Raw genomic sequence first — 15,670 nt, 5'->3', positions numbered from 1 at the left:
CATGCCTCCCGCCATCCCGCTTGCCACCTACCGCCTGCAACTGACGGCCGATTTTGATTTCGAGGCCGCGACCGCGATCGTGCCTTACCTGAAGGCGCTCGGCATCACGCATCTCTATACCTCGCCGGTGATGAAGGCGCGCAAGGGTTCGACCCACGGCTACGACACCGTGGACCACAGCCGGCTCAGCCCCGAGCTCGGCGGCGAAGCCGGCTTTGCGCGCCTGAGCGACGCGCTGAGGGAGCACGACATCGGCCTGATCATCGACTTCGTGCCGAACCATGTCGGCGTGCATTTTGCCGACAATCCGTTCTGGCTCGACGTGCTGGAATGGGGCCCGGCCTCGCCGCATGCCGTCTCGCTCGACATCGACTGGGAACTACTGCCCTATCGCGCCCGCGGCGGCGTGCTGCTGCCGATCCTCGGCGCGTCATATGGCGACGCGCTGGAGCGCGGCGAGATCGAGCTGCGCTACGATGCCGACGAAGGCAGTTTTTCGGCCTGGTATTTTGAGCATCGCCTGCCGATCGCGCCGGAGCGCTATGGCGAGATGCTCCGGATGATCGTGAGGGAGGCCGGTGCGGAAACGAGCCAGGCCGGCACGCGCCTGCTCGCACTTGCCGAGCGTTACAAGGGATTGCGTCATCCGAACCGCAAGGAGGCACCGGCCTTCAAGGCCGAACTGAAAGAGATTGGCGCCACTGACATCATCGCGCGCGGGCTTGGCGCCTATCGCGCGGCAAGAGATCGCCCATCGCGGACTTTGGCGCTGCATCATCTGCTGGAGCGCCAGCACTACAAGCTCGGCCACTGGCGGCTCGCCTCCAGCGACATCAACTATCGCCGCTTCTTCGACGTCAACGGCCTCGCGGGCCTCAGGGTCGAAGATCCCGGCACGTTCGAGGCCACGCACAGGCTCGTCAAGCAGTTGATCGCCGACGGCAGGCTGCAAGGCATCCGCCTCGACCACATCGACGGGCTGCGCGATCCCGCGCAATATTGCCAGCGGCTGCGCCGCTTGGTCAGCAGCGCGCAAGGCGCGACAAAACCCTTCTACACCGTGATCGAAAAGATTTTGTGCGAACACGAGCGCCTGCCCCATTTCGCCGGAATCCAGGGCACCACCGGCTATGAGTGGATGAACGTCATTACCCACATCCTGGTCGACGCCAAGGGACTGGACGCGCTTGATGAAACCTGGCGCCAGATCAGCAACCGGGCACCGCGGCTCGCGCCCTACGTGATGGAAGCCAAGCGGCGGGTGCTGGAGACGCTGCTGACGAGCGAATTCACCGTGTTGACGCGGCTGCTGGCGCGCATTGCGAGCGGACATTATTCGACGCGCGATTTTTCCACCGACAGCCTGCGGCAGGCGCTCGAGCTCTACGTGCTGCATTTTCCGGTCTACCGCACCTATATCACGGCTGCCGGCCCGACCGCGCATGATCGCAAACTGATCGACGAGACCATCGCGCGTGCGCGCGCCGAATGGTTTTCCGCCGATGAAGGCATTTTCGATTTTCTGCGCGATGCCCTCACCATGGACCTGCTCAAGCCCGGCCGCCCTCCGCACAGCGCGCCGCGCGTGCGTCGCTTTGCGCTGAAGGTGCAGCAATTCACCGGGCCAATGATGGCAAAATCGCTGGAGGATACCGCCTTCTATCGCTACCACCGCCTGCTGGCGCTGAACGAGGTCGGCGGCGATCCGTCCGCCCATGGGGTGTCGGTCCCGGCCTTTCATCAGGTGATGCAGGCGCGGGCGAAGGAATGGCCGCATGGCATGACGGCCACCGCCACGCACGACACCAAGCGCGGCGAGGATGCCCGCACCCGGCTCGCCGCGCTCAGCGAGATCCCCGGCGAGTGGACCAGCGCGGTTGCGCGCTGGAAGGTATTGAACGCGCCGCACATCACGACCGATGGCAACATGCGCGCGCCATCGGCAACGTTCGAATACATGCTCTATCAGACCCTGCTCGGCGTTTGGCCGCTCACTGCGCCAGATGCCGGCCTCATTAAACGCATCCAGGCCTACGCCCTCAAGGCCGCGCGCGAGGGCAAGGAGGAAACGAGCTGGCTCAATCCGCACCAAGCTTACGAGGCCGGCGTGCGCGACTTCATCGCTGGGATCCTCGATCCCGCTGTCTCGGCCGAATTCCTGGATTCGCTGCAACTTCTGGCCCAGCGCCTCGCGCGCCTCGGCGCGCTGAACTCGCTGAGCCAGGTGACGCTGAAGGCGACCCTACCCGGTGTCCCGGACTTTTATCAGGGTACGGAGTTCTGGGATCTGTCGTTGGTCGACCCTGACAACCGCCGGCCCGTGGATTTTGCCGCGCGAGGCAAAATGCTCGGGGCGCTCGAGCGTCCGGACTGGAACGATCTGATCCGGAACGCGCCGGACGGACGGCTGAAACTTGCCTGGACAAGGCATTTGCTCGCGCTGCGCGCGAACCTGGGCGATGTCTTTGCGCTCGGCGACTATCAGCCGCTCGAAGTGAGCGGGCCGCATAGCGACCACGTCATCGCCTTCGCCCGCCGGCACGGACGCGACGCTGCGATCATCGTCGCCGGCCGGCTGTTCGGACCGCTCACGCAAGGCGGCCGGGAATGGCCGGACGCCAAAACTCTCGACGCAGCGGTGAATGTGAAGGGCTATGCGATCGACGGCGTCGATGGCCATGAATTGCCGACATCGCAGGCGTTCCGCGATCTTCCGGCGGCCGTCTTGCGCGCGCGGACCGCGACCGCATCGAAACCGGTGCGCCGGCGCGCACGCGCCTGAGCACTATTTGCCGTCGCCCTTGGTCAGCAGCAATTGTCCGCGCTTGCGAATGGTCGCCTGCGCCATCTCGGCAAAGCGCTGCAGCAACCAGGGCAGCACCACCTCGACCCGCACGTGATCCTCGGCGACGTCGACATTGCCGGTCGCGATCTGCCCGAGCGCGCGGATGCGAAAGTTCATGCGGTCGCCCTCCCAGCGCTCCTCCTCGACCTGCATCACGGGGATGCTGGCGGCGGCCCGGCCGAGACCGGTCTTGAGACGCCGCGCCGCTTCCTCGCGGCCCAGGCGATGCGGGATTGAAACGACGAGCGGTGCTGACATGGCCCAGCCTCCAATGATCCGTCCTCACATAATCAGGCGCGAAATCCCCGCAATAGTTCCAGCAGCCGCGGCCTTCTTATGGTGTTGCATCACAGGAACTTTCATTTGTGCGGCAAGTTGCCCCGGCGAAATCAGGATTCACAAAGCAACCCTTGTCAGAGGGCTGGAGGAGACTCGCATGACAATCGGTACCATCATTCTGATCATTCTGGTCATTGCGCTACTTGGCGGCTTCAGCGGCATCGGCGGCGGCCCGTTCTACGGCACCGGCTACTACGGCGGCGGCGGCCTGGGGCTGATCATCGTCATCCTGCTGATCTTGCTGCTGCTGGGGCGGATCTAGCCGAGCGCTCGGTGCGTAGGGTGGGCAAAGGCGCATCGCGCCGTGCCCACCTCTTCTGCCGAGAAGCTGAAAGATGGTGGGCACGCTTCGCTTTGCCCACCCTACAACGTCAACATTTGCGGCGAGCCGCGTAGCTACCTCACCTTCCCCACCAGCTTCTTCATCGCCGCCTTGATCGACGACGCCGCATCCTCGTAGCCATCCCACGCCTTCGAGCGCGCCAACAGTCCCGGCACCGTCCGCATCGTGTAGCGCTTCGGGTCGAGATCGCCCTTCACCTGCGCCCAGGTGACCGGCATCGACACCGTCGCACCGTCGCGCGCGCGCGGCGATAGCGGCGCGACCGCCGTTGCCAGGCGATCGTTGCGCAGATAGTCGAGAAAGATCTTTCCGTCGCGCAGCTTCTTGGACATGTTGAGCAGATAGCGCTCGGGCTCGTCGTTGGCCATCCACTGGCAGACACTTTGGGCAAAGCCCTTTGCCTCCTTCCAGCTCACCTTGTCCCTGGCGCCGTGCAGCAGCGGCACCACGACATGCAGGCCCTTGCCGCCGGTGGTCTTGCAAAAGCTCTCCATGCCGACATCAGCCAGGCGCTGGCGCATCTCCTTGGCAGCCTCCACCACATCGGCAAACGCCACATCCGGCGCGGGATCGAGATCGAATACCAGCCGGCCCGGCGTATCGTAGGCATAAGGCGCGCAATTCCAGGGATGCAGCTCGACACCACCGATCTGCGCGACCGCCGCGAGCCCCTCGACCCGGTCGATCTGCAAATAGGGTTTTCGTTCGCCGGAGGCTTTTACCAGCTGCAGCAGGCTCGAGGTGCCCTGCATGGCGTGGCGCTGGAAGAATTTTTCGCCGCCGATGCCGTCGGGCGCCCGGATGATCGAGCACGGCCGCCCCTTCAGATGCGCGATCATCCAGTCGCCGACCGCCTCGAAATAGCGCGCAAGGTCGAGCTTGGTCACGCCCTCGCCGTCGCCGCCGTCCGGCCACAGCTCCTTGTCGGGCTTGGAGATGACGACGCCCATCACTTCGGCTGCCCCGGTCTGCTTCAACCGCTTTCCGGACTTAGCCACACTCTTGGCCGCACCCTTGCGTGCGACCGGCTTGGCGAGCACGGTCTTCCTGGGCGTTTCCGCCTCCACCTCCTCGGCCGGCTTGTCCTGCCGCAATCCCTTGAACCCGGCCTGGCGGATATTGCCATCGGCGGTGAAGCCGGCGAACTCGATCTCGGCAACGAGCTCCGGCTTCAGCCAGTGCACGTCGCGGGTCTTCTTGGGCGCGTTCTTGCCGCCGAAGGGGCTCTCATCAGCTTCCGCCGCCTTCAACAGCGGCATGATGCGCTTGACCTTGTCGGCACCGAACCCTGTACCGACCATACCGACAAAGGCGAGGTCATCGCCACGGTGCACGCCGGCCATCAGCGAACGGAATTTGCCGTTGGTGGTCTTGTAGCCGCCGATCACGACCTCATGGCCCGCGCGGCATTTTGCCTTGGTCCAGCCCTCGGTGCGGCCGGAGCGGTAGGGACCATCGAGCTTCTTCGACACCACGCCTTCGAGCTCGAGCTTGCAGGCAGATTGCAACACCGCATCGCCGCCACTCTCAAAATGCTCGACATAGCGGATCTGGTGCGACTTGCCCTTGCGCGCCTCCAGCAATTCCTTGAGCCGTTCCTTTCGCTCGCCGAGCGACAATCTCCGCAAGTCGAGTCCATCGGCGAACAGCACGTCGAAGGCGAAGAAGGTGAGCGCGTCGGTCTTGCCATCGGACAATGCCGCCTGGAGCGACGAAAAATTCGGGGCGCCATCGTGATCGAGCGCGACGATCTCGCCGTCGATCATCACATCGGGCAAGCCGGTCCCTTCCTTGGCGATGGCGGTAAACTTGTCGGTCCAGTCGAGCCCTTTGCGGGTCTTCAGCGTTGCCTTGCCGCCTTCGACCCGAAGCTGAACGCGATAGCCATCGAACTTGATCTCGTGGCACCAGCCATCGCCGGACGGCGGCCGCTCCACCGGCGTGCAGAGCTGCGGCGCGACGAAGTCCAGCATCTCGGACACCTTCGTGGCGTTCGTGGCCGTCGTCGCCTTGCCCTTCTTCAGCGCCGCACGCGGCGCCGGCTTGATGGTGCGTGTCGCCGACTCCTCCGCGCGATTGGACTGCCAGACCGCGTCCGCCTTGCCCTTGGCACCCTTCGCCAGCATGAACGGTTTTGGCGCGCGCCCCTTGCCTCCAGCGATCTGCTGCATCGCCCGGCCGGAAGCGACCGACTTGTCCTCCTTCAGGATATCCTCGCCCTCGCTGGCGTATTCATCGCGATGCTTGATCAGGAGCCAGTTGGTGCGCTTGCCGCCGTTGCGGTCGTTGCGCATGCGGACCAGCACCCAGCTGCCATGCAGCTTTTCGCCGTGCAGGGTGAATTTCAGATCGCCTTTCTTGAAGCCGCGCTCAGGGTCGTCGGATTCCCAGGTGCCGCGATCCCACAGCATCACGGTGCCGCCGCCATACTGTCCCTCGGGAATGGTGCCCTCGAAGTCGCCATAGTCGAGCGGATGATCCTCTACCTCGACCGCGAGGCGCTTGTCATGCGGATCGAGCGAGGGCCCGCGCGTCACCGCCCAGGACTTGAAGACACCGTCGAATTCGAGCCTGAAGTCGTAGTGCAGCCGTGTTGCGTCATGCTTCTGGATCACGAAGCGCCGCGCCTTCGACGGCGCGACCCTGGCCTCGCCGGACGGCTCGGGGGTCTTCTCAAAATCCCGCTTCCTGCGATAGGTGGAGAGGTTTCTCAGCACGTCTGACCCTGCATTTTCGCGCGCGAATTCAAGCCTATCACGCCAAGACTCCCTCCCGGAACCAAAACCCCCAACATGGGTTGGGGTTCCAAATCGTATTGAAATCGCTGGAGAATGGAATGGCCCCGCGCGCCTATTGGAAGGGAATGTTGAAGCTGTCGCTGGTCAGTTGCCCCGTCCTGCTCTACCCCGCCACGACAGCCGCAGAGAAGACCCGGTTTCACATGATCAACCGGGAGACCGGCAACCGGCTGAAGCAGCAGATGATCGATGTCGAGACCGGCGACGTCGTCGAGAGCAATCAGAAGGGTCGCGGCTACGAGCTTCGCAAGGGCAAATATGTCGAGATCGAACCTGAGGAGCTCGAGGCCGTCCAGATCGAGAGCAACCACACCATCGACATCGACAGTTTCGTGCCGCGGGACGAAATCGACCGGCGTTACCTCAATCATCCCTATTACATCGCGCCCGACGGCAAGGCCGCGATCGATGCCTTCGCGGTCATCCGCGACGCCATGAAGGACGAGGAGCGCGTGGCGCTTGCCAAGATCGTGCTCACCAACCGCGAGCACGTCATGGCGATCGAGCCGCTCGGAAAGGGGCTGCTCGGCACCACGCTGCGCTTTGATTATGAGCTGCGCGACGAAGGCCAGTTCTTCGACGACATCAAGACCCCGAAGATCACCAAGGACATGGTCGAGCTCGCCGGCCATATCCTGCACAAGAAGGCGTCGCATTTCGATCCGTCAAAGTTCAAGGACGAATACGAGAATGCGTTGAAGGCCCTGGTGAAGCGGAAGGCGAACGGCAAGACAATCGAGCTGGCCGAGCCGGAAGAGCGGCCGAGCAACGTCGTCAGCCTGATGGACGCCCTGAAGCAGAGTCTGAAGGGGCGTGGCAAGGCATCGCGATCCGCCAGGTCTCACGCCCGCCGCGCGACCGGACGGCAGCGCAGCGCGCGGAAGGCGCGTCGGTCGACGACACGGCATCGCAAGGCGAGTTAGCGCACTCCGTCATTGCGAGGAGCCCTTGCGACGAAGCGATCCAGACTGCCTCCGTGGATCGGATCTGGATTGCTTCGCTGCGCTCGCAATGACGATGTTGATGCAGGTTCGCCCCACATACTCAGTCGTCAAGCCCGGGCTTGTCCCGGCATCCACGTCTGGCGTCGCGTGCGGTGGCTCGTGGATGGCCGGGACAAGCCCGGCCATGACGGAGGCGCAGCGAGCCTAATCCCCCGCCTTCAACCGGTACCCGATCCCCGTCTCGGTCAGGACATATTGCGGACGCTCCGGATCGGCCTCGATCTTCTGCCGGAGCTGGCGCACATAGACGCGCAAGTATTGCGCGTCGGTCAGTTCGTCCCACAGCTCCTTCAGCAGGAAGCGATGGGTGAGCACCTTGCCGGCATGTTGCACCAGCACGCGCAAGAGGTCGTACTCCTTCGGCGACAGCTTGATATCCTTCTCGCCGACCTTGACGATGCGGCGGACCAGATCGACGGAGAGATCGCCGGTGCGGAACACCGGCCGTTCGCCCTTCACCTGCAACTGGTGCCGCAGCGCCGCGCGCATGCGCGCCAGCAGCTCGTCCATGCCGAACGGCTTCGTCAGATAGTCGTCGGCGCCGAGATCGAGCGCCTGCACCTTGCCGGCCTCGTCGCCGCGGCTCGACAGCACCACGATCGGCACGCTCTCGTTCCGCGCGCGGATCGTCTGCAGCAGCTCATGCCCGCCGATGTCTGGAAGCCCGAGATCGAGAATGATCAGCGCAGGACCTTCAGTGAGCTTCTCCAGCGCGATCTTGCCGTTCGAGGCTTCCAGGATGTCGTAGCCCTGCGTCGACAATCCCATCCGCAGCAATTTGCGGATCGGCGGCTCGTCATCGATGATCAACACCTTGATCGGGGCAGCGCTCATGCGGCGGTATCCAATGCGTGGGTCTGTGCCGGAATGGGCAGGCGTATGGCCAGCACCGCCCCGCTTCGGTCGGCTCTGTTGGCGGCCGAGATCGTGCCGCGCATCGCCTCGACAAAACCGCGGGAGATCGCGAGCCCGAGGCCCGTGCCCGGGCGGACGTGGTCGCCCTTCTGCACGCGATAGAACTTGTCGAACACGCTTTCGAGCTCGCCGGGCGGAATGCCGTCGCCCTCATCCGCGATCGTCAGGACGACATGGTCCCTGTCGCGCTGGCTGCGGATCGAGATCGTGGTGTTATCAGGCGAATATTTTGCGGCGTTATCCAGCAGATTGAAAAGCACCTGCTCGAACAGCACCGCATCGAGCTCGAGCATCGGGAGGTCGGCCGCGAGCTCGAGGGTGACCTTATGGCCCGTCAGGATCTTGCTCGCACGGCGGAGCGCGCTGCCGACGATCTCGCCGAGGTCGTGCAGCGCAGTCTTCGGCACGATTGCGCCCGACTCCAGCTTGGTCATGTCGAGCAGATTGGCGATGAAGCGGTTGAGCCGCTCGGACTCGTCGATCACGGTGGCGAGCAGATCGCGCTTCTCGGTGTCGGACAAGGCGCCGGCGAGATCGCGCATGGTCGAGGCCGCACCCAGCACGGAAGCGAGCGGTGTCTTCAGATCGTGCGAGATCGAGGTCAGGAGCGCCGAGCGCAGGCGCTCGGATTCCACCGTGCGCTTGACGCGATCCATGTCCTCGACCAGCAGCACGCGTTCGATCGCCAGCGCGCCCTGGTCGACCAGCGCGTCGAGCAGCCGGCGCTGGTCCGGCGTCAGCAACGGACCGGTGCGGTCGTTGTCGATGCCGATGACACCGATCGGTCCGCGCCCGGTGCGCATCGGCAGGAACAGGCGTTTTGCGCCCGGCAGCGTGTCCGAGCCGCGGCCTGCGGAACGATCGTTGCTCCAGGCCCAGTTGGCGGCGGCAAGATCCGCCTGGTCAAGGTCGTCCTCCGGCGGATAACCCGACTTCACCGTGAGAACGCCGTCCTCGGGCAACAGCAGCACCACGCGCACCTTCAGCATCAGCGCGATCTGGTAGGCCGTCGCCCACAACACGTCGTCGAGCGTCGCGGTGCCAGCGAGCTTGCGGCTGAACGCATAAAGCTGCTCGGTCATCCTGATCCGGCCGATCGCCGTGTCGGCCTGGATGCGCACGCGCGCGGCAACATTGGAGACCAGCAGCGCCACCACCATGAACAGAACGAAGGCGGCGACATTGGTCGGATCGGTGATCGTGAAGGTGTAGACCGGCGGCAGGAAGAAGAAATTGTAGGACAGCGAGGCCGCGACCGTTGCCAGCAACGACGGCCACAGGCCGTAGCGCACAGCGACCGCGACCAACCCCGTCAACAGCACGAGATCGACGTTCTCGATGCCGAAATAGGGCTGAAGCATTCTGGCCGCGCCGAGGCTGACCAGTACGATGCCGAGCGCCTTCAGATAGGGCAGCGGATCGAACGGCTCGGCACGCGCGGCGGTCTGCACCGTGCTCTTCGGCGCCGCTTCAACGGGAAGCTCGTCGCCGGCAATCACATGCACCGTGATGTTGCCGGAGCGGCGGACCAGATCGTGCACGACCGAGCCGCGCGTCATCTCGAACCAGCGCGAGCGGCTCGACTTGCCGATCACGATCTGGGTGACGTTGTTGCCTTGCGCAAAGTTGACGACGTCGTCGGCGATGCGGCGGCCGACGGCAGGGATCGTCAGCGCCTCGCCGCCGAGCGATTCGGCAAGCCGCAGCGTATCGGCAAGCCGGTCGCGCTCGGTGTCCGAGAGCTGCAGCGAGCGCCGCGTCTCGATCGAGATCGCCGTGAACGGCGCATGCAGCCGGTCGGCCAGCCGCTTGGTGTAGCGCACTAACCCCGCCGCGCGCGGGTCCTCACTGACGCAAACCAGAATGCGCTCGCCCGCGGCCCAGGGGCCGGCAATCGCATTGGCCTGCATGTGGGTGAGCAATTGCTCGTCGACCCGCTCGGCGGTGCGCCGCAGCGCCAGCTCGCGCAAGGCCGTGAGATTGCCCGGCGAAAAATAATGCTCCAGCGCGCGCTCGGCCTGCCGCGGCACATAGACCTTGCCCTCCTTCAGCCGCTGGATCAGATCGTCGGGCGTGAGGTCGATCAGCTCGATCGCGTCGGCGCGGTCGAACACGGAGTCCGGCACGGTCTCGCGCACCCGCACATGGGTGATCTGGGCGACAACGTCGTTCAGGCTCTCGATGTGCTGAATGTTAACGGCGGTGTAAACGTCGATGCCATGCGACAGCAGCTCTTCGACGTCGAGATAGCGTTTTGGGTGGCGGCTGCCCGCCGCATTGGTGTGGGCGAGCTCGTCGACGAGCGCGATCTGCGGGCGGCGCGCGATGACCGCGTCGAGGTCCATCTCCTCCAGCATCTGGCCGCGATAGTCGAGGCCCTTGCGCGGGATCACCTCGAGCCCGTGCAAGAGCGCCTCGGTCTCGGCACGGCCATGGGTCTCTATGTAGCCGACCACGACGTCGACGCCGGCCTTGCGCCTGGCATGGGCGCTCTGCAGCATCTCATAGGTCTTGCCGACGCCGGGGGCGGCGCCGACGAATATCTTGAGTTTTCCGCGCGCGCTCTCCTCGCGGCGGGCGGCCTCCAGCAGCGCCTCCGGCGAGGGACGTTGTTCGGGATCGCGGCGCTGTTGAACCATCAGCCCATTATAATCATCCGTACGTGGTCAGCCTAGGCCGCTACTTCGCGGCCTTGTCGAGCACGAGGTTTAGCGCCAATACGTTGACGCGCGGCTCGCCGATCAGGCCGAGCAGGCGGCCCTCGGTGTTGGCGGCCACGATTTGCCGGACCGACTCCTCTGACATGCTGCGGACCTTCGCCACCCGCGGCACCTGGAATTGCGCGGCCTCCGGCGAGATGTGCGGATCGAGACCGCTGCCGGAGGTCGTGACGAGGTCGACCGGCACCGCGACGTTCGGGTTCTCCGCCTTCAGCCTGTCCACGTCTTCCTTGAGCCGGTCGGCCAGCGCCTTGCTGGTCGGGCCAAGATTGGAGCCGCCCGAATTGGCAGCATTGTAGGGCGCGGACACCGTCTTGGTCGAATCAGCCGGGTCCGGTGCCAGCGTCGCCGAGGGACGACCGTGAAAGTATTTGTCATCCTCGAACTCCTGCCCGATCAGGGTGGAGCCGATGACCTTGCCGTCCTTCTCGATCAGGCTGCCTTGCGCCTGCGTCGGAAACAGCACGCCGGCAATGCCGGTCATCGCCAGCGGATAGGCCAGTCCCGTGATCGCGGTGAGCGCAAGCAGCAGGACAATGGCGGGGCGGATTTCTCTGAGCATTCTTGTCTCCTATTTCTTTCTCCGTCATTCCAGGGCGATGCGCAGCATCGAACCCGGAATGACGACTAGGCCAAATGCAAGGCGGTGACGACGAGGTCGATCGCCTTGATGCCGATGAAGGGAATGACGATGCCGCCGAGGCCGTAGACCAGCAAGTTCCGACGCAGCAGCGCGCCCGCGCCGACGGCACGATAGGCCACGCCCTTCAGCGCCAGCGGAATCAGCCCGATGATGATCAGCGCGTTGAAGATGATCGCCGACAAAATGGCGCTCTGCGGGCTCGACAGGCTCATGACGTTGATCACGCCAAGCTGCGGGTAGAACGCCAGAAACATCGCCGGGATGATCGCAAAATATTTTGCAACGTCGTTGGCGATCGAGAACGTGGTCAGCGCACCGCGCGTCATCAACAGCTGCTTGCCGATCTCGACCACCTCGATCAGCTTGGTCGGGTTGGAGTCGAGGTCGACCATGTTGCCGGCTTCACGCGCGGCCTGCGTGCCGGTGTTCATGGCGACACCGACGTCGGCCTGCGCCAGCGCTGGCGCGTCGTTGGTGCCGTCGCCGCACATCGCGACCAGCTTGCCCTTGGCCTGCTCGTCGCGGATGAGTTTTAGTTTGTCCTCGGGCGTTGCCTGCGCCAAAAAGTCGTCGACGCCGGCTTCGGCGGCGATCGCGGCTGCCGTCATCGGGTTGTCGCCGGTGATCATGATGGTGCGGATGCCCATGCGGCGCAGCTCCGCAAAGCGCTCGCGGATACCGCCCTTGACGATGTCCTTGAGCTGGACGATGCCGAGCAGACGGCCGTCTTTTGCCACGGCGAGCGGCGTTCCGCCGGATTTCGACACCTCGTCGGCGATGAGCTGGACTTCCCGGCCGACGTCGGACAGTGCCGCGGGCTGCATGGCGCGCGCCGTATTGCCCGAGGCGACCATGAGCGGTGCGCCGCCGATATAGTTGAGCATGGCGTCGACCGCGCCCTTGCGCACCGACGAACCCCCGGCGTCGACGCCGCTCATGCGGGTCTGCGCCGTGAACGGGATGAAGGTGGCGCCCAGCTCGGCCATGTCGCGGCCGCGGATGCCGTACTTTTCCTTGGCGAGCACGACGATGGAGCGGCCCTCCGGGGTCTCGTCGGCGAGCGAGGCGAGTTGGGCTGCATCCGCTAGCTCTTGCTCGGTCACGCCGCGCACGGGGCGGAAGGCGGTGGCCTGGCGGTTACCGAGCGTGATGGTGCCGGTCTTGTCGAGCAGCAGCGTGTCGACGTCGCCAGCGGCTTCGACCGCGCGGCCGGACATCGCCAGCACGTTGAAGCGCACCAGGCGGTCCATGCCGGCGATTCCGATCGCCGAGAGCAGCGCGCCGATCGTGGTCGGGATCAGCGTCACGAACAGCGCGACCAGCACGATCACCGAGATCGAGCCGCCGGCATAGGCGGCGTAGCTCGGAATGGTGACGGTGGCGAATACGAAGATGATGGTGAGGCCGGCGAGCAGGATGTTGAGCGCGATCTCGTTCGGCGTCTTCTGCCGCTCGGCGCCCTCGACTAGCTTGATCATGCGATCGATGAAGGTCGAGCCCTGGGCGGCCGTGATGCGCACCCGGATCCAGTCGGACAGCACCTGCGTGCCGCCGGTTACCGCCGAGCGGTCGCCGCCGGATTCGCGGATCACCGGCGCGGACTCGCCGGTGATGGCGGCTTCGTTGACGGAGGCGACGCCCTCGATCACCTCGCCGTCGGAAGGAATGGTGTCGCCGGCTTCGACCAGCACGATATCACCGACCTTCAGGCTGGTCCCCGCGACCTGCTTGAAGATCTTGTCCGATCCGGTGACGAGCTTGGCCTGGCTCTCGGTCCGGGTCTTGCGCAGCGAATCGGCCTGCGCCTTGCCGCGGCCTTCGGCAACCGCCTCGGCGAAATTGGCGAACAGCACGGTGAACCAGAGCCAGAGGATGATCTGAAAGGTGAAGCCGAGCCCGCCACCGCCGGTGACGAGATCGCGCAAGAAGATCACTGACGTGAGCGCCGCCACGATCTCGACCACGAACATCACGGGGTTCCTGATCATCGCCCGCGGATCGAGCTTGACGAAGGAGGCGCGGATCGCGGGGACCACGACCTTGGGGTCGAGCATCGCCGAGACGGAGGCGCGCTTTTGCAGTTTCATGGTGTCCATGGAGGTCACTCCGAAAAAGTTCGATCAGAAGATTTGGCCGGCATTCATCGCGAGATGCTCGACGATGGGGCCGAGCGCGAGCGCCGGGAAGAAGGTCAGGCCGCCCATGATCAGGATCACGCCGACGACCAGGCCGACGAACAGGCCGCCCGTGGTTGGGAACGTGCCCATCGACGGCGGGATCGACTTCTTCTCGGCGAGCGAGCCTGCGATCGCCATCGCCGGCACGATCATGAAGAAGCGGCCGACGAACATCGAAAGGCCGCCGGTGATGTTGTAGAACGGCGTGTTGCCGGTGAGGCCCGCAAAGGCCGAGCCGTTGTTGCCGGTCTGCGAGGTGTAAGCATAGAGCACCTCGGTGAAGCCGTGCGGGCCGGCATTCGCCATCGAGGCCACCGCCGACGGCAGCACCACCGCAACCGCGGTCCAGCCCAGGATCATCAGCGGCAGCACGAGGATCGCGAGCATCGCCATCTTGACCTCGCGCGCCTCTATCTTCTTGCCGACATATTCCGGCGTGCGGCCGACCATGAGCCCCGCGACGAAGATCGCCAGGATGACGAACAGCAGCATGCCGTATAGGCCGGCACCGACGCCGCCGACGATGATCTCGCCGAGCTCGATGTTGATCAGCGGGATCATGCCGCCGAGCGCGGTAAAACTGTCATGCATGGCGTTGACGGCGCCGCAGGAGGCTGCCGTGGTGACCACGGCGAACAATGAGGAAGCGACGATGCCGAAGCGGACCTCCTTGCCCTCCATGTTGCCGCCCGTGAGCCCAAGTGCCTGAAGCGTCGTCGTACCGCTGGCCTCGGCCCAATAGGTCACGGCGACGCCGGCGAGGAACAGCACGCCCATCACGGAGAGGATCGCCCAGCCCTGACGCTGGTTGCCGACCATGCGGCCGAACACGTTGGTGAGCGCAGCGCCAAGCGCGAAGATCGAGATCATCTGCACGAAGTTGCAGAGCGCCGTCGGGTTCTCGAAGGGATGGGCGGCATTGGCGTTGAAGAAGCCGCCGCCATTGGTGCCGAGCATCTTGATCGCGACCTGTGAGGCGACCGGGCCGACCGCGATGGTCTGCTTGGCGCCTTCCAGCGTCGTCGCCTCGACATAGTCACCGAGCGTCTGCGGGATGCCGTCCCAGACCAGGAACAGGGTGTAGACGATGCAGATAGGCAGCAGCACGTAAAGGGTGCATCGCGTCACGTCGACCCAGAAATTGCCGACGGTGCGCATCGACGCCCGCGAAAAGCCGCGGATCAGCGCCACCGCCAACACGATGCCGGTTGCCGCTGACAGGAAATTCTGGTGGGTCAGGCCAAGCATCTGGACCAGATAGGACAGCGTGCTCTCGCCGCCGTAGTTCTGCCAGTTGGTGTTGGTGATGAAGGAGATCGCGGTGTTGAAGGAGAGGTCTTCCGCAACCGCGCCCTGCCCGGCCGGATTGAACGGCAGCACGCCCTGCATCCGCATCAAGCCGTAGATGATGAGGAAGCCGCCGACGTGAAACAGCAGCATGGCGACCGTGTAGGTCAGCCAGTGCTGCTCGCGCGTCTCATCGACGCCGGACATCAGGTAGAGGCCGGATTCAACCGGTCGCAGCACCGGCGACAGGAAGGTGCGCTCGCCGTTGAAGACGAGCGTCATGTACCAGCCGAGCGGTTTTGCAAGCGCGACGATGATGGCGCAAAAGAGAATGATCTGGAGCCAACCGATGACAGTCATGGTAGTTCAACCTTTCAAAGCGTGACGCGTGCGCAGGAGGGCCGCGACCATCGCCAGCAGCAGCGCGACGAGCACGGCGTCCGCCACGAGCAGCTTGAGGAGCAGGAGCACGGCTCAGAACCGCTCAGGCCGCAGCAGCGCGTAGGTGAGATAGATGAGGAGGCCGAGCGAGACGGCACCGGCGAGCGAATAGTCGAAGATCATGACCGCTCTCCCGTCACAGCCGCTCGCAGGCGGAG

General features: G+C 64.7%; 11 protein-coding genes. 3 read left to right on the top strand and 8 right to left on the bottom strand.

Translation table 11 applies throughout. The features are described from left to right. Nucleotide 1: 1 nt before the first annotated feature. Nucleotides 2–2,782, top strand: coding sequence for a malto-oligosyltrehalose synthase (gene treY, locus JQ632_RS12685; protein ID WP_212402662.1), 2,781 nt, complete (start codon nt 2–4; stop codon nt 2,780–2,782). Between the two features lie 3 nt (nt 2,783–2,785). On the opposite strand, the gene JQ632_RS12680 is transcribed toward treY, so the two are convergent. Next, on the bottom strand, nt 2,786–3,103 hold the full coding sequence (locus tag JQ632_RS12680) for a polyhydroxyalkanoic acid system family protein (RefSeq protein WP_212402661.1): 318 nt from the start codon (nt 3,101–3,103) through the stop codon (nt 2,786–2,788). A 178-nt stretch (nt 3,104–3,281) separates the two neighbouring features. Between JQ632_RS12680 and JQ632_RS12675 the strand changes: the two genes are divergently transcribed. Beyond that, nucleotides 3,282–3,446, top strand: a complete 165-nt coding sequence (locus JQ632_RS12675; protein ID WP_212402660.1) for a DUF3309 family protein — start codon at nt 3,282–3,284, stop codon at nt 3,444–3,446. Nucleotides 3,447–3,580: 134 nt separating this feature from the next. On the opposite strand, the gene ligD is transcribed toward JQ632_RS12675, so the two are convergent. After that, nucleotides 3,581–6,244 carry a DNA ligase D gene (gene ligD / locus JQ632_RS12670; protein WP_212402659.1) on the bottom strand — a complete coding sequence of 888 codons (2,664 nt, stop codon included), beginning with the start codon at nt 6,242–6,244 and terminating at the stop codon, nt 3,581–3,583. A gap of 119 nt (nt 6,245–6,363) precedes the next feature. On the opposite strand from ligD, the gene JQ632_RS12665 reads away from it, so the two are divergent. After that, nucleotides 6,364–7,248, top strand: coding sequence for a Ku protein (locus JQ632_RS12665; protein ID WP_212402658.1), 885 nt, complete (start codon nt 6,364–6,366; stop codon nt 7,246–7,248). Nucleotides 7,249–7,473: 225 nt separating this feature from the next. Here JQ632_RS12665 and JQ632_RS12660 read toward each other — a convergent pair whose 3' ends face one another. From JQ632_RS12660 to JQ632_RS12635, 6 genes are all read right to left on the bottom strand, one after another. Further along, complete coding sequence (locus JQ632_RS12660) at nt 7,474–8,163, bottom strand: response regulator (protein WP_212402657.1); 690 nt, start codon at nt 8,161–8,163, stop codon at nt 7,474–7,476. Beyond that, nucleotides 8,160–10,883, bottom strand: coding sequence for a sensor histidine kinase KdpD (locus JQ632_RS12655; RefSeq protein ID WP_212402656.1), 2,724 nt, complete (start codon nt 10,881–10,883; stop codon nt 8,160–8,162). Before JQ632_RS12655 ends, JQ632_RS12660 begins: the two co-directional genes overlap by 4 nt. A gap of 40 nt (nt 10,884–10,923) precedes the next feature. Beyond that, nucleotides 10,924–11,526, bottom strand: a complete 603-nt coding sequence (locus JQ632_RS12650; protein ID WP_212402655.1) for a K(+)-transporting ATPase subunit C — start codon at nt 11,524–11,526, stop codon at nt 10,924–10,926. Between the two features lie 65 nt (nt 11,527–11,591). Next, nucleotides 11,592–13,703, bottom strand: a complete 2,112-nt coding sequence (gene kdpB / locus JQ632_RS12645; RefSeq protein ID WP_212402654.1) for a potassium-transporting ATPase subunit KdpB — start codon at nt 13,701–13,703, stop codon at nt 11,592–11,594. A 24-nt stretch (nt 13,704–13,727) separates the two neighbouring features. Next, a complete protein-coding gene (gene kdpA / locus JQ632_RS12640; protein ID WP_212402653.1) occupies nt 13,728–15,431 on the bottom strand; it encodes a potassium-transporting ATPase subunit KdpA in 1,704 nt (567 codons plus the stop codon). Between the two features lie 114 nt (nt 15,432–15,545). Further along, entirely contained in the window at nt 15,546–15,635 is a 90-nt protein-coding gene (locus tag JQ632_RS12635) for a K(+)-transporting ATPase subunit F (protein WP_042340291.1), read from the bottom strand. Nucleotides 15,636–15,670 lie beyond the last annotated feature (35 nt).

The organism is Bradyrhizobium liaoningense (assembly GCF_018130955.1).
In the GTDB taxonomy this organism is placed as follows: Bacteria; Pseudomonadota; Alphaproteobacteria; order Rhizobiales; family Xanthobacteraceae; genus Bradyrhizobium; species Bradyrhizobium liaoningense_C.
Note: the sequence above shows the minus strand (reverse complement) of the source record. Positions and strands in the feature narration are given on the sequence as shown.